This is a genomic window from Variovorax paradoxus, from assembly GCA_016806145.1.
Lineage (GTDB): Bacteria > Pseudomonadota > Gammaproteobacteria > Burkholderiales > Burkholderiaceae_C > Variovorax.
In genome coordinates, this window is sequence record CP063166.1 from 3,905,622 (window position 1) to 3,925,536 (window position 19,915).

General features: G+C 70.8%; 17 protein-coding genes. 13 read left to right on the plus strand and 4 right to left on the minus strand.

The window, feature by feature from the left end:
- Nucleotides 1–38 precede the first annotated feature (38 nt).
- Genes INQ48_18385 through pilV form a run of 3 tightly spaced genes read right to left on the minus strand, consistent with a single transcriptional unit; the run spans nt 39 to nt 2,219 of the window.
- Nucleotides 39–686, minus strand: coding sequence for a pilus assembly protein (locus tag INQ48_18385; protein QRF55374.1), 648 nt, complete (start codon nt 684–686; stop codon nt 39–41).
- The gene (locus INQ48_18390; protein QRF55375.1) at nt 683–1,627 is read right to left on the minus strand and encodes a PilW family protein; all 945 of its coding nucleotides are present in this window, start codon (nt 1,625–1,627) and stop codon (nt 683–685) included. The genes INQ48_18385 and INQ48_18390 overlap by 4 nt, the downstream gene beginning before the upstream one ends.
- Entirely contained in the window at nt 1,620–2,219 is a 600-nt protein-coding gene (pilV, locus tag INQ48_18395) for a type IV pilus modification protein PilV (protein ID QRF55376.1), read from the minus strand. The genes INQ48_18390 and pilV overlap by 8 nt, the downstream gene beginning before the upstream one ends.
- A 164-nt stretch (nt 2,220–2,383) precedes the next feature.
- Here pilV and ribD point away from each other — a divergent pair, with 164 nt between their 5' ends.
- The 13 genes from ribD to INQ48_18460 all read left to right on the plus strand — a co-directional run bounded on the left by ribD (nt 2,384) and on the right by INQ48_18460 (nt 19,436).
- Complete coding sequence (gene ribD / locus INQ48_18400; protein QRF55377.1) at nt 2,384–3,511, plus strand: bifunctional diaminohydroxyphosphoribosylaminopyrimidine deaminase/5-amino-6-(5-phosphoribosylamino)uracil reductase RibD; 1,128 nt, start codon at nt 2,384–2,386, stop codon at nt 3,509–3,511.
- A 122-nt stretch (nt 3,512–3,633) separates the two neighbouring features.
- The gene (locus tag INQ48_18405) at nt 3,634–4,287 is read left to right on the plus strand and encodes a riboflavin synthase (protein QRF55378.1); all 654 of its coding nucleotides are present in this window, start codon (nt 3,634–3,636) and stop codon (nt 4,285–4,287) included.
- 39 nt (nt 4,288–4,326) lie between these two features.
- Nucleotides 4,327–5,481, plus strand: a complete 1,155-nt coding sequence (ribB, locus tag INQ48_18410) for a 3,4-dihydroxy-2-butanone-4-phosphate synthase (GenBank protein QRF55379.1) — start codon at nt 4,327–4,329, stop codon at nt 5,479–5,481.
- 5 nt (nt 5,482–5,486) lie between these two features.
- Entirely contained in the window at nt 5,487–5,963 is a 477-nt protein-coding gene (locus INQ48_18415; GenBank protein ID QRF55380.1) for a 6,7-dimethyl-8-ribityllumazine synthase, read from the plus strand.
- Nucleotides 5,960–6,529: a transcription antitermination factor NusB gene (gene nusB, locus INQ48_18420; protein ID QRF55381.1), complete on the plus strand. Its 570-nt coding sequence runs from the start codon at nt 5,960–5,962 to the stop codon at nt 6,527–6,529. Before INQ48_18415 ends, nusB begins: the two co-directional genes overlap by 4 nt.
- Before the next feature lie 49 nt (nt 6,530–6,578).
- On the plus strand, nt 6,579–7,763 hold the full coding sequence (locus tag INQ48_18425) for a pyridoxal phosphate-dependent aminotransferase (GenBank protein ID QRF55382.1): 1,185 nt from the start codon (nt 6,579–6,581) through the stop codon (nt 7,761–7,763).
- Between the two features lie 664 nt (nt 7,764–8,427).
- The gene (gene ybgC / locus INQ48_18430) at nt 8,428–8,877 is read left to right on the plus strand and encodes a tol-pal system-associated acyl-CoA thioesterase (protein ID QRF60788.1); all 450 of its coding nucleotides are present in this window, start codon (nt 8,428–8,430) and stop codon (nt 8,875–8,877) included.
- Entirely contained in the window at nt 8,874–9,593 is a 720-nt protein-coding gene (gene tolQ, locus INQ48_18435; protein QRF55383.1) for a protein TolQ, read from the plus strand. Before ybgC ends, tolQ begins: the two co-directional genes overlap by 4 nt.
- 16 nt (nt 9,594–9,609) lie before the next feature.
- On the plus strand, nt 9,610–10,047 hold the full coding sequence (locus tag INQ48_18440; protein QRF55384.1) for a biopolymer transporter ExbD: 438 nt from the start codon (nt 9,610–9,612) through the stop codon (nt 10,045–10,047).
- Nucleotides 10,048–10,069: 22 nt separating this feature from the next.
- The gene (locus INQ48_18445) at nt 10,070–11,026 is read left to right on the plus strand and encodes a cell envelope integrity protein TolA (GenBank protein ID QRF55385.1); all 957 of its coding nucleotides are present in this window, start codon (nt 10,070–10,072) and stop codon (nt 11,024–11,026) included.
- Between the two features lie 154 nt (nt 11,027–11,180).
- Nucleotides 11,181–12,911, plus strand: a complete 1,731-nt coding sequence (locus tag INQ48_18450; protein ID QRF55386.1) for a penicillin-binding protein 2 — start codon at nt 11,181–11,183, stop codon at nt 12,909–12,911.
- A 67-nt stretch (nt 12,912–12,978) separates the two neighbouring features.
- Nucleotides 12,979–14,205, plus strand: a complete 1,227-nt coding sequence (locus INQ48_18455; protein QRF55387.1) for a M48 family metalloprotease — start codon at nt 12,979–12,981, stop codon at nt 14,203–14,205.
- Nucleotides 14,202–19,436, plus strand: coding sequence for a DUF4011 domain-containing protein (locus INQ48_18460; protein QRF55388.1), 5,235 nt, complete (start codon nt 14,202–14,204; stop codon nt 19,434–19,436). Before INQ48_18455 ends, INQ48_18460 begins: the two co-directional genes overlap by 4 nt.
- On the opposite strand, the gene INQ48_18465 is transcribed toward INQ48_18460, so the two are convergent.
- Entirely contained in the window at nt 19,411–19,806 is a 396-nt protein-coding gene (locus INQ48_18465) for a NirD/YgiW/YdeI family stress tolerance protein (protein ID QRF55389.1), read from the minus strand. The two genes, INQ48_18460 and INQ48_18465, sit on opposite strands and share 26 nt — an antisense overlap.
- Nucleotides 19,807–19,915: the final 109 nt, after the last annotated feature.

Below are 19,915 nucleotides of genomic sequence, written 5' to 3' on the forward strand. Positions count from 1 at the left end.
ACACGATGAATGTTCGAAGCAAGGGCATGGCAGTCCGATCAGGAGGACGAAGAGGAAGCGCCGGCACAGCCGGGACTCGCCGACGGCTTGGCCAGCGTGGTCTGCAGCAGCACGCGCGTCTCCTCGCGCGGTCCGTAGCCGATGGCGGTGACGCGGAAGACATGCGTCGCGGTGGCCGCGCTCGCGCTGTGCAGCACGCCCTGCGCTCCGCCGCCCCGGCTGCGCAGGGCTTCGACGACATAGCGCGGCGCCCGCACCGACAGGCCACCGGCACCGGTGGCATAGACCTGCCCCGTAAAACGGCCATAGGCCACCGACGGCCCGGCATCGGCGTTGAAATCGACCTGCGTCCACGCCGGCTTCGCGCCCACCGGTGCGGCCGCGCAAAGCCCCAGCCGTGCACCGGTGCCGGCGCAATCGGCAACGAAGGCCGAGACATCGCGGCCATCGAACAGGCACAGCCGCCGGGCCGCATGATCGTTGGGCCCGAGCAAGTCGCGCTCGGCATCGAGCAGCGCGGCCTCGGCCGCCTGGAACGCCACCTCGGTGTCGCGGTCGTGGCGCGCGATGCGTTCGCCGAGCAATGCGTTCTGTGCCGCGGCAAGGCCGAGCACCGACACCACGAGCAGCAGCATCAGCACGACGATCAGCGAGAAGCCGCGCGAGGCACGCACGCGCGGGCTCATGGCGCGTCCTCGCGCTGGCTGTTGCGCAGCGCCACCGTGAAGCTCGCGACACGCCGCAGCCGCCCGTCGGCCGCCGGCCGGAAGCGGACCGCCGGGAACTCGGGGCCGAGCGGATGCAACTGCGTCTCCTCGGGCCGGGGCCAGTGACCCGGCCGTGCGCTGCGCGCCACCATCCCGATGCGCAGCGCCACCACCTGGCGCCAGGCCGCATTGCCGAGCGACGACGCGGCCGCCGCCGCATCGAGCTGCGCGGCATCGAGCCACTGCTCGGGCGTGCCGTCGCCATCGAGGTCACGCCCGAACAGCACGCGGAACACCTCGATGCCGCGCGCCAGCGGCTCGGAGCGGAAGCTGCCGCGCCGGTCGCCGCGGTATTTGCAATAGAGCTCGGGCTCCCCGTCGGCCGCCTCGGCGACATGGAAGATGCTCCAGGCCCGATCGGCCGGCGTGGCGGTGCCGGCGCTCGGCGCGGGCTGCGCGAAGCCCATGCAGTCGACCATGGTGCCGTCGGCTTCCGTGGCATCGCCTTCGTCGTCGGTGCGCGAGCTGCCGGCGAAGCGCACCAGCAGCGAATCACTGTCGTTCACGCCGCGGGTGTGGTGCCGCCCGTAGCTTTCGCCGCTGGCGCCGACGCGGGTGTTGCGCGCGCCGACGATGTCGAGGTCGAGGGGATCGTTCCCGGCGGACGTGGCCGCAGCGCCGGTCACGCGATCGGCATAGCCGGCCTGCCGCACCGTGCGCCGCACGACGAAGGCCGCGAAGCGCAGCGACTCCTCCACCGTGCGGGCCTCGGACTCGGCGACGAACAATTGCCGGCTGCCGCCAAAGGCGAGCGTGGCCGCGAGCACGACCACCAGGCCGAGCGCCAGTGCGACCATCAGCTCGACCAGCGAAACGCCGCGCTGCCGCGCGCGGCCTCCGAGCCCGGCATGCTCAGTCACCGCGCGCCCCTTCGCTGGCCGGCTCGGCCATCAGCGGCATCACAAGCCGCGGCGGTGCCGACGCAGCCGCGCGGCGCTGCGCCTCGCTCGCATTGCGCGGCAACCAGCCGAGCTTGACGACCAGCAACGGTCCATCGGCCTCGCAGACCCAGGCATGGGCGCCCGATGCCTCGTTCCATGGATTGCCGTCGAAGCAGACCGTGACGCGCGCGCCCGGCAGGGCCTTCGCGGCGCGGTGCTTCCAGGCCTGCATGTCCCAGTGCGCGAGCGCCTCGGGCTTGCAGGCGACGCCGGCCGCCGCGCAATCGGTGCCGCCGGTCTCGCCCATGGCGGATGCTGCGGTCCAGCTCGCCACGAGGTAGCCATTCGCCGCATCGCGCCGCCCGGCCAAGGCCCGGTTGAGCCGCGTCTTCTCCGACAGCTCGCGCACCAGGTTCAGCGCCGCGCCGAAGTTCGCGGCCTCGCCACTCGCGCGCACCGCCTGCAGCAGCATGGCCGCCGCGCCGAGCAGCCCCAGGCTCAGCAGCGCGATGGACACCAGCACCTCCACGAGCGAGAAGCCCATGCCGGCGCGCGCCGATCGATTCGACATTCCCATATCCGTCCTCCCCCGTTCTCTTCTTGTGTCGCGTGTCTCGCGATCGAGCGGCAAGCGTACGAGCGCTCCGCGCGCAGGCAACGCTCCGTCCATCCGCATTCGCGCGCCGCTCGTATGATCCCGGCGCACCCGTGTCAACTTTTCCTCGCGAAGCCTCCATGCCCTCCCCCGAACACGACGCGCAGCACATGACGAGCGCCCTGCGCCTGGCCGCGTCGGCGCTGCTGATCACCGACCCGAACCCGCGCGTGGGCTGCGTGATCGCCGATGCGCAGGGCCGCGTGCTCGGCCAGGGCCACACGCAGAAGGCCGGCGGCCCGCATGCCGAGGTGATGGCGCTGCGCGATGCGGCGGCACAGGGGCATTCGGTCGCGGGCGCCACCGCCTACGTCACGCTCGAACCCTGCGCCCACCATGGCCGCACCGGTCCGTGCTGCGACGCGCTGATCGCGGCCGGCATCGGCCGCGTGGTCGCCTCGCTCGCCGATCCGAATCCGCTGGTCGCGGGCCAGGGCTTCGAGCGGCTGCGCGCGGCCGGCGTGGCGGTCGAGGTGGGTCCGGGCGCCGAGGAAGCGCGCGAACTCAATATCGGTTTTCTCTCGCGCATGGTCCGCAAGACACCCTGGGTGCGCATGAAGGTCGCGGCTTCGCTCGACGGCCGCACCGGCCTCGCCAACGGCGTGAGCCAATGGATCACGGCCGAGGCCGCGCGCGCCGACGGCCACGCCTGGCGCGCCCGCGCCAGCGCGGTGCTGACGGGCGTCGGCACGGTGCTCGAGGACAACCCGCGCCTCGACGTGCGGCTGGTCGAGACGCCGCGCCAACCGCACCTGGTGATCGTCGACAGCCACCTGCAGACGCCGCCCGACGCTCACCTTTTCATAGCAGGCCGCGCGGTCTGGATCTACGCGGCGGCGCGCGACGAAGCCCGGGCCGCGGCGCTCGAGGCCCGCGGCGCCACGGTCAGCTGCCTGCCGAATGCGCACGGCAAGGTCGACCTGGGGGCGATGCTGCGCGACCTCGCGGCGCGCGGCGTCAACGAGCTGCACGTGGAATCGGGCCACAAGCTCAACGGCTCGCTGCTGCGCGAGGGCTGCGTCGACGAGTTGCTGGTCTACCTCGCGCCCAAGCTGATCGGCAGCGGCCTCGACATCGCGAGCCAGATCCACGCCGACGGACCGCTGGTCTCGCTGGCGGGAGCGCTGCCGCTGGAATTCCGCTCGGCCGACCGGATCGGGCCCGACCTGCGGATCGTGGCGCGCGTGGCCGGCCGGGACGCCTTCTGACGCCGCCCGCGGCGCGCCGGCTGCCGTCCACAGCCGCCCGCCGAGACGCCCGCGCGACCGCGCCGCCGGTCCCGAAGTGCCAGGAAATGCCGCGGGCCTTCCGGACCTGCGAAAATGCGCGGATGTTCACCGGAATCATCACCGGCGTGGGGCGTATCGCCGCCATCCACGACCTCGGCTCCTCCTCCTCCCACGGCAAGAGACTCGGCATCGCGGCGCCCGACGGCTACCTCGACGACGTCGGCCTCGGCGACAGCATCGCGCTCAACGGCGCCTGCATGACCGTCACCAGTTTCGACCCCGCGCAGAGGCTCTTCACCATCGACATCTCGGCCGAGTCGCTCGATAAAACAGCGGGCCTGACCGAGGAAGGTGCGCGCATCAACCTCGAGAAGGCGCTGCGCGCGAGCGACCGCCTCGGCGGCCACATCGTCTCGGGCCACGTCGACGGCATCGGTACCGTGAGCCGCTTCGAGCCCGTGGGCGAGAGCTGGGAGTTGCGCGTGGTCGCGCCGCAGGCGCTGGCGCGCTTCCTGGCCTACAAGGGCTCGATCACCATCAACGGCGTGAGCCTCACGGTCAACACCGTCGCCGACGCGGCCGACGGCAGCAGCGAGATCAGCATCAACCTGATCCCGCACACGGTGCAGAACACCTCGCTGGGCGACCTGCGCGCCGGCTCGCGCGTGAACCTCGAAATCGACACCGTGGCGCGCTACGTGGAGCGCATGCTCCAGGCCGGCGTGCTGCAGCCGGCCCGGCCGGCCACCGACTGATTGACCGACATTCCCCGCATCCAAGGACCCCGCCCCATCATGAACGCATCCGTCACGCCGATCGGCGCCTCGCGCGCCAATCGGACGCCCGCGCCGATCTCCCCGGTGGAGGAGATCGTGGCCGAACTGGCCGCCGGCCGCATGGTCATCCTCGTCGACGAGGAAGACCGCGAGAACGAGGGCGACATCGTGGTCGCCGCCGACCACATCACGCCCGAGGCCATCAACTTCATGGCCCGCCATGCGCGCGGCCTGATCTGCCTCACGCTGTCGCGCGAGATGTGCGAACGCCTGCAGCTGCCGCCGATGGTGGCGCGCAACGGCACCAAGCACGCGACCGCCTTCACGGTCTCGATCGAAGCCGCCGAGGGCGTGACCACCGGCATCTCGGCCGCCGACCGCGCGCGTACCGTGCAGGCCGCCGTGGCGCGCAACGCCGTGGCCGCCGACCTGGTGCAGCCGGGCCACATCTTCCCGCTGCAGGCGGTCGACGGCGGCGTGCTGATGCGCGCCGGCCATACCGAGGCCGGCTGCGACCTCGCCGCCATGGCCGGTTGCTCGCCCGCCTCGGTGATCTGCGAGGTGATGAACGAGGACGGCACGATGGCGCGCCTGCCCGACCTGCAGCTGTTCGCGGCCGAGCATGGCCTCAAGATCGGCACCATCGCGGCGCTGATCGAGCACCGCAGCCGCACCGAATCGCTGATCAAGAAGGTCGGCTGCCGCGAGATCCAGACCGCCTGGGGCGCGTTCACCGCCCATGCCTTCGTCGACCAGCCCAGCGGCGGCGTGCACCTCGCGCTGGTGCGCGGCAAGTGGGCGCCCGAGGACACGGTCGACGTGCGCGTGCACGAGCCGCTGTCGGTGCTCGACGCGCTCGAGGTCAACCGCTCGCTGCACTCGTGGAGCCTGGACGCCAGCCTCTCGCACATCGCGCAGCTCGACCGGGGCGTGGCCGTGCTGCTGAACTGCGGCGAGACGGCGCACGAGCTGCTGGCCCAGTTCGACGGCACCGCGCGCCCCGCGCAGGCGCCCGAGCGCGGCCGCATGGACCTGCGCAGCTACGGCATCGGCGCGCAGATCCTGCGCGAATGCGGCGTGCAGAAGATGAGATTGCTCGGCACGCCGCGGCGCATGCCCAGCATGGCGGCCGGCTACGGCCTCGAGATCGCCGGCTATCTGGCAAAGGACTGAACGACATGCAAGGTGCAAACCAGGGCGCGGCCGACAAGCCGCTGGACGGCAACAGCGGCAAGGGACTGCGCATCGGCATCGTGCAGGCGCGCTTCAATGCCGACATCACCGATGCGCTCGCCCGCGCCTGCCTCGACGAGTTCGCGGCGCTGGGCGTGGCCGCCAACGACATCCACCACGTGCGCGTGCCCGGCGCGCTCGAAGTGCCGGTCGCGCTGCAGGCGCTGGCCGAGCGCGGCGGCTACCACGCGCTGGTCGCGCTGGGCTGCATCATCCGCGGCGAGACCTACCACTTCGAGCTGGTGGCCAACGAATCGGGCGCGAGCGTGAGCCGCGTCGCGCTCGACTACAAGCTGCCCATCGCCAACGCCATCCTCACCACCGAGAACCTCGAGCAGGCCGTCGCCCGCCAGACCGACAAGGGCCGCGACGCGGCCCGCGTGGCGGTCGAAATGGCGCGACTGCTGGCCGACCTTTCATGACCGACGACACCACCCAAGAAGACCAGGGAGGCGCTGCGCCGCAGCGTTCCGCACGACCGGACAAGGCGCGCGCGACGCGCACCGGCCTCACCGCCACCGGCGCGCGCAAGGCCTCGGCCAAGTCCAACCGCACCCGCGCGCGCGAGTTCGCGCTGCAGGCGCTCTACCAGCACCTGGTGGGCCGCAACGAGCCGGCCGCCATCGACAGCTTCACGCGCGACCTCGCCGGCTTCCACAAGGCCGATGCCGCGCACTACGACGCGCTGCTGCACGGCTCGATCGAAGGCGCCGAGCAGCTCGACGCGCTGATCGTGCCGCTGCTCGACCGCAAGCTGGCCGAGATCTCGCCGATCGAGCATGCCGTGATGTGGATCGGCGTCTACGAGTTCCAGCATTGCCTCGACGTGCCGTGGCGCGTGGTGCTCAACGAATGCATCGAGCTCGCCAAGGAGTTCGGCGGCACCGACGGCCACAAGTACGTGAACGCGGTGCTCAACGGCCTCGCGCCCCAGCTGCGTCCGCTCGAGGTCGAGGCCGACCGCGCGACCGGCAAGGCGCGGCCCTGATCCCCTCGCCATCTCCTCTTCCTCCTTCTTCTTTCGCGAAGCACCCCGCATGAGGATTTCGACCCGGGCCGAGCGCATCGAGCCCTTCTACGTGATGGAAGTGGCCAAGGCCGCCGGCAAGCTGGCGCGCGAGGTGGCCCACACCGACCGGCCGATGATCTTCCTGAACATCGGCGAGCCCGACTTCACCGCGCCGCCGCTGGTGCAGGAAGCCGCGGCGCGTGCGGTGCGCGCCGGTGCCACGCAATACACCCAGGCCACCGGCCTCGACCATTTGCGCGAGCGCATCAGCCAGTGGTATCGCGACCGCTTCGGCGTGGACGTGCCGGCGCGCCGCATCGTGGTCACGGCCGGCGCCTCGGCCGCGCTGCAGCTGGCCTGCCTCACGCTGATCGAGGCCGGCGACGAGATCCTGCTGCCCGACCCCAGCTATCCCTGCAACCGCCACTTCGTGAGCGCGGCCGAGGGCAAGGCGGTGCTGATCCCGACCACCGCCGAGGAGCGCTTCCAGCTCAGCGCCGACAAGGTCGAGGCCGCCTGGACCGACAAGACCCGCGGCGTGCTGCTGGCCTCGCCCTCGAACCCGACCGGCACCTCGATCGCGCGCGACGAACTGCGGCGCATCCACGAGGTGGTGAGTTCGCGCGGCGGCATCACGCTGATCGACGAGATCTACCTGGGGCTGTCCTACGACGATGCCTACGGGCAGACGGCGCTCGCGATCGACGACAACGTGATCAGCATCAACAGCTTCAGCAAGTACTTCAACATGACGGGCTGGCGGCTGGGGTGGCTGGTGGTGCCCGATGTTCTGGTGCCTGTGGTGGAGCGGCTGGCGCAAAACCTGTTCATCTGCGCGAGCACGGTGGCGCAGTACGCGGCGCTGGCTTGCTTCGAGCCTGCGAGCATTGCGGAGTACGAGCGGCGTCGCGGCGAATTCAAGGCGCGGCGCGACTGGTTCATTCCGCAGCTCGAGGCGTTGGGGCTACCGGTTCCGGTGGTTCCCGATGGCGCTTTCTACGCCTGGGCCGATTGTTCGGGGCTGGCTGCTCGACTCGGGATTTCGGGGAGCTGGGATTTTGCGTTCGAGGCTATGAAGCGGGCGCATGTGGCTGTGACTCCTGGTCGTGACTTCGGGACTGCGGATACTGCTCGCTTTGTTCGGTTCTCTACGGCCAGTTCGATGGCGCATCTTGAGGAAGCTATTGGTCGGTTGCGTGGTTTGGCTGGATGAGGGGTTCGGCTTTCTGGTTTGACGCTGCTTTTTTGTTAAGGCTGTTGGCCGGGATTTCGCCCCGGCGGGCGAGTCACTTTCTTTTGCTTCGCCAAAAGAAAGTAACCAAAGAAAAGGCGACCCCGCTGTCTGTGTCCCTTCGCTTCGCTACGGGCAACCTGCGGTGCTCGGGGAAAGCGGGGGTCCGCAGAACTCGCTGCGCTGCGCTCCGCTCAGACAGCTGCGGCCCTTATCCCGCTTTCCCCTGCGCTCCTCGGCACAGCCAGAGGGGATTAGGGTCAACGCGCCGTGGCGCGTCCTTGTGTGGGGGGTGCGAGCGCGAAGGCCCCGGGTCTTCTTCCACCGGGGCCGAGCAACGCGAAGGCCCGTTGGGTCTTTGTGGCCGAGCGCAGCGATGGCCCGAATCACTCCCCTCTGGCTGCGCCGAGGAGCGCAGCGTTTCGCGGATAAGGGCTCGCAGCTGTTTGAGCGAAGCGAGTTCTGCGAGACCCCGCGAAACGCGAGCACCGCAGGTTGCCCGTAGCGAAGCGAAGGGTCGCAGACAGTGGGGTCGCCTTTTCTTTGGTTACTTTCTTTTGGCGAGACAAAAGAAAGTGACTGCGCCGCCGGGCGCACATCCCGGCTCCGCACTCCGCAGAGAGCAGACCGCATGAGCACCCAAGACATGACTTACGAGTTCCCCCTACGCGTCTATTGGGAAGACACCGACGCCGGCGGCATCGTCTTCTACGCCAACTACCTCAAGTTCATGGAACGCGGCCGCACCGAATGGCTCCGCTCCCTGGGCGTCGAGCAGCACAAGCTGCGCAACGAAACAGGCGGCCAGTTCGTCGTCAGCGAGACCCAGATCAAGTACCACCGCCCCGCCCGCCTCGACGATCAGCTCATCGTCACCGCCGACCTACGCCAGATGGGCTCCGCCTCACTGATAATCGCGCAGACCGTGCTGCTGAAGCCGGAGCAGGCGGGCGCCACCCCCACCCTCCTGTGCGAAGGCACGATCCGCATCGGCTGGGTCGACGCCGCCAGCCTGCGCCCGGCACGGATTCCGGCGCAGGTTTCGGGAACCCTCGAACGCTATCGCGGCTCCATGACTCAACCCTTCAAGCCATGAATCAAGATCTCTCCATCATCAATCTCCTGCTCCATGCCAGCTTCATGGTGCAAGCGGTCGTGCTCCTCCTGGTGATCGTCTCGATCGCGAGCTGGGCCGCGATCATCCGCAAGTACTTCGCGCTCAAGCGCATGCGCGCGCTCAACGACGACTTCGAACGCGAGTTCTGGTCGGGCACCAGCCTCAACGAGCTGTTCGCCTCGGCCGCGCAGAACGCCAAGTTCGCCGGCCCCATGGAACGCATCTTCGCCTCCGGCATGCGCGAGTACCAGAAGCTGCGCGAACGCCATGTGAGCGACGCCCCCACGCTGCTCGACGGCGCCCGCCGCGCGATGCGCGCGAGCTTCCAGCGCGAGCTCGACGCGGCCGAGCAGAACCTGTCCTTCCTCGCCACCGTGGGTTCGGTCTCGCCCTACGTCGGCCTGTTCGGCACGGTCTGGGGGATCATGCATGCCTTCACCGGCCTGGCCGCGCTGACCCAGGTCACGCTCGCCACCGTGGCACCCGGCATCGCCGAAGCGCTGGTGGCCACCGCCATCGGCCTGTTCGCCGCCATCCCGGCCGTGGTGGGCTACAACCGCTTCGCGCGCGAGATCGACAAGATCGCGATCGCCCTGGAGACCTACATCGAGGAGTTCTCGAACATCCTCCAGCGCAACCTGTCCTCCAACCCGTCCGCGGCGGCCCCGGCGGGCCCCTCGGCCACCAACCGCTGAACCGGAGCGCGCACGCATGCCCGCCGTTTCGTCCCGCGGCCGCGGTCGCCGCACGATCAACGAGATCAACATGGTCCCGTTCATCGACGTGATGCTGGTGCTGCTGATCATCTTCATGGTCACCGCGCCGCTCATCACGCCGAGCGTGATCAACCTGCCCACGGTCGACCGCGCCAACAAGCAGCCCGACAAACCGATCGAGATCGTCATCAAGAGCGACGACGAGGTCCAGGTCAAGAAGGACCCGTCCCAGGGCACCGGCGGCGCCTCGGTGCCGATGACGCAGATCGGCAGCATCGCCAAGGCCGCGCAGAACGGCGACGACCAGCGCCCGGTGGTCATCAGCGCCGACAAGTCGGTCAAGTACGAGACCGTGGTGAAGGCCATGAACCAGCTCAAGCGCGCCGGCATCGAGCGCGTGGGCCTGTCGGTCCAGACCACCAACGCCAAGTAGCGCCAGCCGGACCCGAGAACGCATGTCACTCGCCCTCGATCGCCCCGAGTTCGCGCCGCCGCCGCAGCGCGGCACGCCGCGCGCCGTGGTGCTCGCGCTGATCGCGCACGCGCTGCTGATCGCCGCCCTGACCTGGGGCGTGCGCTGGAAGAGCGAAGGCGACGACGACGCGGTGGAAGCCGAGCTGTGGTCGCCCACGCAGCAGGTGGCCGCGCCGCGCATCGCCAATCCGCCGCCGGCCCCCGCGCCCACGCCCGCGCCGCCGCCTCCCCCGCCCCCGCCGCCTCCTCCGCAGGCCGTGCGACCCGATCCCACGCCGGCGCCCAAGGCGCCCGACATCGCGCTCGAGCGCGAGAAGAAGCTGCGCGAGGAGAAGGAACAGCGCGAGCGCGAGCAGGAACAGCAGCGCCAGCAGGAAAAGAAGCGCCAGGAAGCGCAGGCCAAGAAGGAGAAGGACCAGCTCGAGGCCAAGAAGCGCGAGGAAGACCGCCAGAAGGAACTGCAGCAGCAGAAGCAGGCCGAGCAGCAGAAGCTCGCGGAACAGAAGAAGCGCGACGACGCCAAGAAGCTCGAACAGCAGAAGGCGCAGCTCGACAAGGACCGCCAGGACAACCTGCGCCGCCTGATGGGCCAGGCCGGCTCCACGGCCGAACAGACCACCGGTCCGCGCTCGGGCAAGGGCGCGGGCAGCGGCGGTCCGTCGGCCGGCTACTTCGGCCGCGTGGCCGCGCTGATCAAGCGCAACGTGGTCTTCGATCCGAACTCGATCAGCGACAACCCCGCGGCCGAGATCCAGATCCAGACCTCGCCCGACGGCACCATCGTCGGCACGCCGCGCCTCGTGAAGTCCAGCGGCAATGCCGCCTGGGACGACGCCGCCCTGCGCGCGGTGCAGAAGACCGAGGTGATGCCGCGCGACGTCGACGGCCGCGTGCCCTCGCCGTTCCCGATCATCAGCGTGCGCCCGAAATCGCAGTGATGCAGTGAGGATGCGAGCGGCGCGGTGCTTCGGCCCCGCGCCGCCGCAGTCTTAGCGCCGAATGAGCGCGCGCGCCGGCCCGGAACTCGCGGCCTCCGGCCCCCTCTACCGCCCACAACAACACGGCGGGGAAGAGCGCTCCCTCACAAGAACGATGAAGCCCAACGGACACATCCGGTATGGCAGCAGCCCCCTGCTCGCGAGCAGGACACCGGTCTGGCGCAGCAAGCTCATCGTCGCGGCCGTGGCCTTCGGCTTCCTGCTGCTCGCGGTACGCGCGGCCTACGTGCAGGTCTTCGACAACGACTTCTTCCAGCACCAGGGCGAGGTGCGCTACCTGCGCACGCTCGAGCTGCCGGCCAACCGCGGCCGCATCCTCGACCGCAACGGGCTGATCCTGGCCTCCGACATTCCCGCGCCCAGCATCTGGGCCATTCCCGAGGACATCGAGCGCGGCGATCCCGCGGTGCAGGCGCGGCTGCACGAAGCGGCGCGGCTGCTCGGCATGCCGCAGAAGGACTTCGACAAGAAGCTCGAGGACGAGGACAAGAGCTTCGTCTGGATCCGACGCCAGGTCGACGAGTCGATCGCCAAGCAGGTGGCGGCGCTCGGCATCAAGGGCCTCTACCTGCGCCGCGACTACCGCCGCCAGTACCCCGAGGGCGAGGCCGCGGCCCACCTGGCCGGCTTCACCAACGTCGAGGACATCGGCCAGGAAGGCGTGGAACTGGCCTTCGACAAGGACCTCGCCGGCAAGGCCGGCTCGCGCCATGTGCTGAAGGACCGGCTCGGCCACATCGTCGAGGACACCGAGGACCAGGTGCCGCCGACCGACGGGCGCGACATCCAGCTGAGCATCGACGACCGCGTGCAATCGGTGGCCTACGAGAAGATCCGCGACGCCGTGGTCGCGAACAAGGCCCGCGCCGGCAGCGTGGTGGTGGTCGACGCGCGCACCGGCGAGCTGCTGGCGATGGCCAACTACCCGAGCTACAACCCCAATGACCGGCGCAACCTCAGCGGCGAGCAGCTGCGCAACCGCGCCATGACCGACGTCTTCGAGCCCGGCTCGACCATGAAGCCGATCACCATCGCGACCGCGCTGCAGCTCGGCCGCGTCACGCCCAAGACCATCATCGACACCAACCCGGGCCGCATCACCGTCTCGGGCGCCACCATCCACGACGACGAGAACTTCGGCGTGCTCACGGTCGAGGGCGTGATCCAGAAGTCGAGCAACGTCGGCGCCACCAAAATCTCGCAGCGCATGTCGGCGCAGGAGATGTGGAACTCGCTGACCGCGGTCGGCCTGGGCCAGAAGCCGCAGACCGTGTTCCCGGGCGCGGTGACCGGGCGGCTGCGGCCGTGGAAGTCGTGGCGGCCGATCGAGCAGGCCACCATGTCCTATGGCTACGGCCTGTCGGCCTCGCTGTTCCAGATCGCCCATGCCTACACCGCCTTCGCGCACGACGGCGAGGTGATCCCGGTCAGCCTCTTGAAGAACGACGGCACGCCGCCCACGGGCGTGCAGGTGTTCTCGCCGCTGGTGGCCAGCGAGGTGCGCCAGATGATGCACCTGGCGGCCGCGCCCGGCGGCACCGCGCCGCTGGCTCAGACCATGGGCTATTCGGTCGGCGGCAAGACCGGCACCGCCCACAAGCAGGTCGGCAAGGGCTATGCCTCCGACAAGTACCGCGCCTGGTACACCGGCATGTCGCCGATCGACAAGCCGCGCATCATCGTCGCGGTGATGGTCGACGAGCCCGGCGCCGGCAAGTACTTCGGCGGGCTGGTGGCCGCGCCGGTGTTCAGCCAGGTGGTGCAGGAGACCCTGCGCATCATGAACGTGCTGCCCGACCTCGCGGTCGCGCCGATGGCGCACTGAGGAAGGACGGCGCCGCCACGGTGCTCGTTTAGGATCGTCGGCAACTCTTGTTACCGGCGATCCCGACATGGTCGACTCCTCTCCCGTCGCGCTCGGCGACCTCGTTCCACTGCCCTACCAGCAGGCGCTGGCCACCCACCTGCAGGCGAACGAGCCCGAGGCCTGGCGCTGGGCCGCCTCGGCCGAGGCGCGCGAGGAGCATGCGGTGGCCGTGCGCGCCGAGCTGCTGCGCCAGTCGTACCGGCTCGACGCCGACGCGCATCCGGAGCTGCATGCGCATGCCGCGCTGGTCGCGCGGCGGCTCGGCGTCACGGTGCCGATCACGCTCTACCAGGGCCAGGACGGCGCGATGAACGCCGCCATCCACATGCTGCCGGGCGAGGCCCACATCGTGCTCTCGGGCCCGCTGCTCGAGCGGCTGCAGGGGCCCGAGCTGCAGGCCGTGCTCGGCCACGAACTGGCCCACCACCTGCTGTGGACGCGCGACGAAGGCCGTCACCTGGTGGTCGACCGGCTGCTGCAGGCGACCGCGGCCGATCCGCGCGCCGACGCGAGCCATCTGCAGACCGCGCGGCGCCACAGCCTCTACACCGAGGCTTTCGCCGACCGCGGCGCCTGCGTGGGCTGCGGCGCGCTCGAGCCCGCGGTGAGCGCGCTGGTCAAGGTGCAGACCGGCCTCGCGCAGGTCCATGCCGCGAGCTACCTGCGCCAGGCCGACGAGATCAGCGCCGGGCCCGATGCGGCCACGCGCGGCACCAGCCATCCCGAGGTCTTCGTGCGCGCCCGCGCGCTGCGGCTGTGGAGCGAACGCGATCCGCAGGCCGATGCCTGGCTGGCCGGCGCGCTCGAAGGCCCGCTCGACCTCGGCACGCTCGACGTGCTGGGCCAGGAGCGCGTGGGCGGCCTGACGCGTGCCGTGGTCGCGCGGCTGCTGCGCGAACCCTTCATGCAGTCCGATGCGCTGCTCGCGCATGCGCGGCGCTTCTTCCCGGGCTTCGTGCCCGCGTTGCCGCAGGCCGTCGAGCCGCCACCGCCCGATCCGCTGCCCGCCGGGCTGCACGACTACATGGCCAGCGTGCTGGTCGATTTCGTCGCGGCCGATCCCGAGCTCGACGATGCCGCGCTGGCCGCGGCGCTCGCGCTGGCCGAACCGCTGGGCTGCGCCGCGCCCTTCGAACAGCGGCTCGCGCAGGACCTCAAGCTGGCCAGGCGCACGCTCGCGCGCGTCAAGCGCGACGCCGCCACGGTGCTCGACAAGGCCCGGGCCCAGCACGCACGGAGCGCCACTGCATGACGAGCACCGCACCGCTGTTGCAGTTGCTCGACACCGCCGATGCCCACGGCGGCCTGCAGACCGACGACGTGCTCGCGCTCGCACTGCCGCTGCTGCGCGAGGTCTCGGCGCTGCACGAGCAGGGCCGGGTCGCCGCGCTGGGCCATGCGATGGCCTACCGCGTGAACGAGGTGCCCGCGCTGGAACTGGCCCAGCCCGCGGGCGCCGAGCCGAAACGCAACCCGCAGGCGATCGCGCCGCTCGAACGCCCGGTGGCCTCGGTGCTGCGCGTGGTGAGCGAGGAACGCGTCACCGTCGAGGCCGGCATCGGCGTCGCGCGCGAGAACCTCGAGGTGCTGCCCGAGGCCACGCCCGATACGGTGCCGCGGCGCCCGGCCTACCTGCCCGGCTACGGCGCCTGGGAGCAGCGCTTCGCGCACCACGACGCGCTCAGCGACATGCTGTGCCTGGGCCAGGTGCTCGCCAGCCTGGCCTGCGGACTCGACTTCACGCAGGGCGAGGAGCTCGCGCGCTTCGCCGAGCATCGCGGCAACCTGTTCGAGATCAACCGCCGGCTGCACCCGGTGCTGGCCGCGGTGATCGTCGAGATGACGGCGCTCGACCGCCACGAGCGCGCGCGCGACCTGCCCTCGGTGATCCGCCGCCTCGAGACCTACCGCGACCAGCCGCTGGACCTGGGCCTGGAGCGCCTCGCGAACCCGAAGGACGGCGCGGGCCAGCGGCGCCAGGCGATCCAGCTGCACCTGCGCGACCGGCTGTTCGACCTCTCGCGGCGCAACCGGCTGCTGTACTTCAAGCCCACGCAGGCGCACGTCAACCTCACGGTGGCCAGCGTGCCGCTGGTGGTCGACCTGCAGAGCATCCGCGTCGACCAGCTCTGCGTGTGGGACGGCCGCTTCGCCGCCGAGGTCGCGAGCGGCGACCCGGTGCCGCTCGCGCGCTGGCTGCGCTTCGAGGACCAGCCCTACCTGCCCGGTGCGCTCGACCGCATCCTGCAGGAGGCGCGGCGCGACCGCGCCGAATACGGCCTGTCGCAGCTCTCGCTGGTGATCGCCTTCCTGCGCTGGCACAACCTCAAGGAGGACGCCGACGAGCGCATCGTCTCGCCGCTGCTGATGCTGCCGGTGGAGCTCTCGCGCAAGAAGGGCGTGCGCGACCAGTACCTGCTCGAGGCCGCAGGCCCCGAGGCCCAGGTCAACCCGACCCTGCGCCATCACCTGCGCCAGCTCTACGGCATCGTGCTGCCCGAGAGCATCGACCTGCGCGAGACCTCGATCGAACAGTTCCATGCCGAGCTCGCCGCGCAGATCGCGCGCACCGAGCCCGGCGTGCAGTTGCGGCTGCTGCGGCAACCCGAGATCGCGCTGATCCACCAGCGCGCGCGCCAGCGGCTCGAGCAGTTCAAGCGGCGCGTGCGCGAACGCGCGCCCTCGGCCGTGCCGCTCGCGGCCACCGACTACAGCTATGCGCAGGACGATTTCCGCCCGCGCGGGCTGCAGCTCTTTCATGCCCGCGTGCAGCGCGTGCCGCTGCCGCTGGCCGGCGCGGTGGGCGCGCGGCCGACACCGCGCGCGCCGCAGATGGCGCCGCAGATGGCACCGCAGACCGCGCCCGCCGAGGCCGAGCGCCAGACCTTCGCATTGCGCGAGAACGCCGGCAACCCCTACCAGTGGGACGTGGACCTCACGGCCGTGACGCTCGGCAACTTCAACCACCGCAAGATGTCGCTGGTGCGCGACTACAGCGGGCTGGTCGAATCGGACATGGCGAGCGAGGCCTTCGACCGCGTGTTCTCGCTGCAGCCGCGCCAGGTCGACACCGAGGCGCCCGCGGTGCTGCCGCTGGCCGAGCAATGGCCGGTGGTGCAGGCCGACGCGACCCAGACCGCCGCCGTGGCGCTGGCGCGCACCGGGGCCAGCTACATCATCCAGGGGCCGCCGGGCACCGGCAAGTCGCAGACCATCACCAACCTGATCGCCGACTACGTGGGGCGCGGCCGCCGCGTGCTGTTCGTCTGCGAGAAGCGCGCCGCGATCGACGTGGTGTTCCACCGCCTGCGCCAGCAGGGGCTGGACGAACTGTGCTGCATGATCCACGACTCGCAGGGCGACAAGAAGGCCTTCGTGCAGAACCTGCGCCAGACCTACGAGCACTGGCTCGAGGCGCCCTCCACGCTCGAGGCCGAGGGCGCCGAACGCCAGCGGCTGCTCGACGCGATGGACCTCGACCTGCGCGCGCTCGAGCGCTTCGACGCCGCGATGCGCGAGGTGCCCGCGCACCTGGCCGTCACGCTGCGCGAGCTGGTGGCGCGACTGGTCGCGCTCAAGACCGTCGATCCGAAGCTCACGCCGCTGCAGGCCGAGGCCCTGCCCGACTACGCGGCCTGGCGCCGCCATGCCGAGCTGGCTGCGCGGCTGCACCTTGCCGTCACCGAGAGCCTGGGCGCGCCCACGCTCGCGCAGCATCCGTTCGCGCTGCTCGCGCCCGCGCTGCTGCGCCAGCCCAAGCCGCTGGCCGCGCTGGTCGAAGGCTCGGAACGCGCCGCGGCGCAAAGCGGGGCCTGCCGCGATGCGCTGGTCGAGGCCTGGCCACCGCTGGCCGAGGCCGGCGTGACATGGCACGACGCGCTCGATCTGGTGGCCGATGCGCGCCGCGTCGCGACGCTGGCCGCGCGCGGGCAGCTCGCGCTGCTCGATGCGGCCCATCCCGCGAGCCAGGCGCTGAATGCGGCGCTGGCCGAACGCCGCGGCCTGCAGCAGGCGCTCGACGAGAAGCTGCAGCGCACGGCCCATTGGCGCGACAAGCTCTCGCCCGCCGACACCGAGGCCGGCCTCGCGCAGGCCCGCGCGCAGCAGCACTCGCTGCTGCGCTTCCTCCAACCCTCGTGGTGGCGGCTGTCGGGCGAACTCAAGCGCCGCTACGACTTCGCCGCGCATGCCGTGAGGCCCAAGCCCGCGCAGTTGCTCGAGGAGCTGCTGGCCGAGCACACCGCCCGCGCCGCTCTGCAAAAGCAGGCCGCGCGGCTCGAAGCCGACTACGGCTGCACCGACCCCGAGGCCTACGCGCAGCAGATGCAGGCGCTGCGCGGCCTCGACGATGCCGGCAGCCTGCGCGTCGCTTTCCAGGCCCATCTGCGCAGCGCGCCCGGCGCCGCGCGCGACGTCGAACGCCTGGTCGCCGCGGGCTCACGCTGCGACGCGCTCGATGCGCTGTGGCGCGAGCTGGTCCACGATCCCGCAGCCCTGCCGCTGGCTACGCTCGAAGACCTCGCGCGCACGCTGCGCGACCAGGCCGATGCGCTGCCCGCGGTGCTCGCGCCGCTGCAGGAGCTCGCCGATGCCGACCCGGCCGTGGCCGCCGCGCTGCGCGGCCTGCCGCTCGCGCCCGAGGCGATCGAATTCGCGGTCGCGCGCGAGGGCCTCGAGCGCGTCTACCGCACCGAGCGCTGGCTGCCGCGCTTCGATGCAGCCGCGCTCGCGCGCCATGCGCAGCGCCTGGGCGATGCCGAGCGCCAGTGGCTCGGCCGCAATGCGCGCACCTTGGCCGCCGCCGTGCGCCAGCGCTTCCGCGACCGCGTGCAGAAGAGCGCCCTGCCCGCGAGCCAGCTCGATGCCGACGGCAAGGCGTTCAAGAAGAGCTACAACGCCGGGCGCCGCGAGCTCGAGCACGAGTTCGGCAAGACCATGCGCTACAAGGCGATCCGCGAACTCGCGAGCGGCGAGACCGGCCAGGTGGTGCGCGACATGAAGCCGATCTGGCTCATGAGTCCGCTGTCGGTGTCCGACACGCTGCCGCTCGCGGCCGACCTGTTCGACGTGGTGATCTTCGACGAGGCGAGCCAGATCCCGGTCGAGGAAGCCGTGCCCGCGCTCTATCGCGCGCCGCAGATCATCGTGGTGGGCGACGAGATGCAGCTGCCGCCTACGAGCTTCTTCTCGTCGGGCCGCGATGCCGAGGACCAGACCGTGTCGGTCGAGGACGAGGACAACGAGGGCGACCGCATCGCGGTGGTGCTCGATGCCGACAGCCTGCTGAACCAGGGCGCGCGCAACCTGCCGGCCACCCTGCTGGCCTGGCACTACCGCAGCCGCTACGAGTCGCTGATCGGCTTCTCGAACGCGGCCTTCTACGCGGGCAACCTCTACACCATTCCCGACCGCAGCCTGCCGAGCGAGGAGCGCGCCGAGATCCTGGTGCAGTCGAGCGCCGCCTCGGCCGAGTCGGTGGCCGCGCAGGCCGATGCGCTGCTCTCGCGCGCCATCAGCTTCCACCGCGTGACCGACGCGGTCTACGACAGCCGCCGCAACACCGGCGAGGCGCGCCACATCGCGCAGCTGGTGCGCGAGCTGCTGCGCCGCGGCACCGGGCGCAGCCTCGGCATCGTGGCCTTCTCGGAAGCGCAGCAGGGCGAGATCGAGGCCGAGCTCGACAGCCTCGCCGCGGCCGATGGCGAGTTCGCGGCGCGGCTCGAGGCCGAGTACGTGCGCGAGGAGGACGACCAGTTCTGCGGCCTGTTCATCAAGAACCTCGAGAACGTGCAGGGCGACGAGCGCGACATCATCCTGCTGAGCATCTGCTACGGCCCGAATGCCGAGGGCCGCATGCTGATGAACTTCGGGCCGATCAACCAGCGCGGCGGCGAGAAGCGGCTCAACGTGATCTTCAGCCGCGCGCGCCATCACATGGCGGTGGTCTCGACGATCCGCCACGAGGCGATCACCAACGACCACAACGAAGGTGCCGCGGCGCTGAAGAATTTCCTGCGCTACGCCGAGTGCCTGTCACGCGGCGACGATGCCACAGCCACGCGCGTGCTCGAGGGCATGAACCCGCTGACGCGCGGCGCGGTGCGAGCGGGCCATGTGCGGGCCGACGCGGTGAGCGCGCAGCTCGCGGCCGCGCTGCGCGCGCGCGGCCATGCGGTGGACGAACAAGTGGGCCAGTCGCGCTTTCGCTGCGACCTGGCGATCCGTGCCGCCGGCACGGATTCAGGTGCGGGAGACAGCCACTACGCGCTCGGCATCCTCGTGGACACGGCGGCCCACTACGAGAACCGCAACGTGCTCGAGCGCTATGTCTCGCGCCCGCGGATCCTCGATGCCTTCGGCTGGGAGGTGCGGCAGGTGCTCGCGAAGGACTGGCTGCACGCACCGGAGGCGGTGCTCGACGAGATCGAGCACGCGCTGCTGGCCGGGAAGGGCGCGCTCAGCGCACCACGACCAGCTGCTTGACGTCGAGCTCGGCCTTGTTGCCCACGAGGTCCTTGTCGAACTCGCCGGTGATCTCGACGCGCACCTTGTCGTCGATCCTCACGCCGGTGGGAAAGTACTTGGCGTCGATCTCGACCTTCATGCGGCCGGTGTCGTCGGCGAAGGTGTAGTGCTCGCCGCCGTCGTGCGAGACGATGAAGCCGCGCAGGGTGGCGTGCTGGTCGTCCTTGCCGGTGTCGAGCAATTGCTTGACGGTCATGGCGGGCACCGAGCTGGGGCCCGCGTACTGGGCCAGGCTGCTCAGGGGCAGTGCCAGCGCCAGGGCGGCTGCGGCCAGGAAGGCCTGCTTGATGGATGCGTTGCGGGTGCCGGTGGCGGTCTTGTATGGCATGGCGAATGTTCCTCCTCGAACTGCCGGTTGAAAACGCGCAGGCGCGGGGCCTGCCCCCATGAGAAGGCCCGGCCCGCGAGGAGTTCCCCCGACCCCGTGGGGCTGGAGG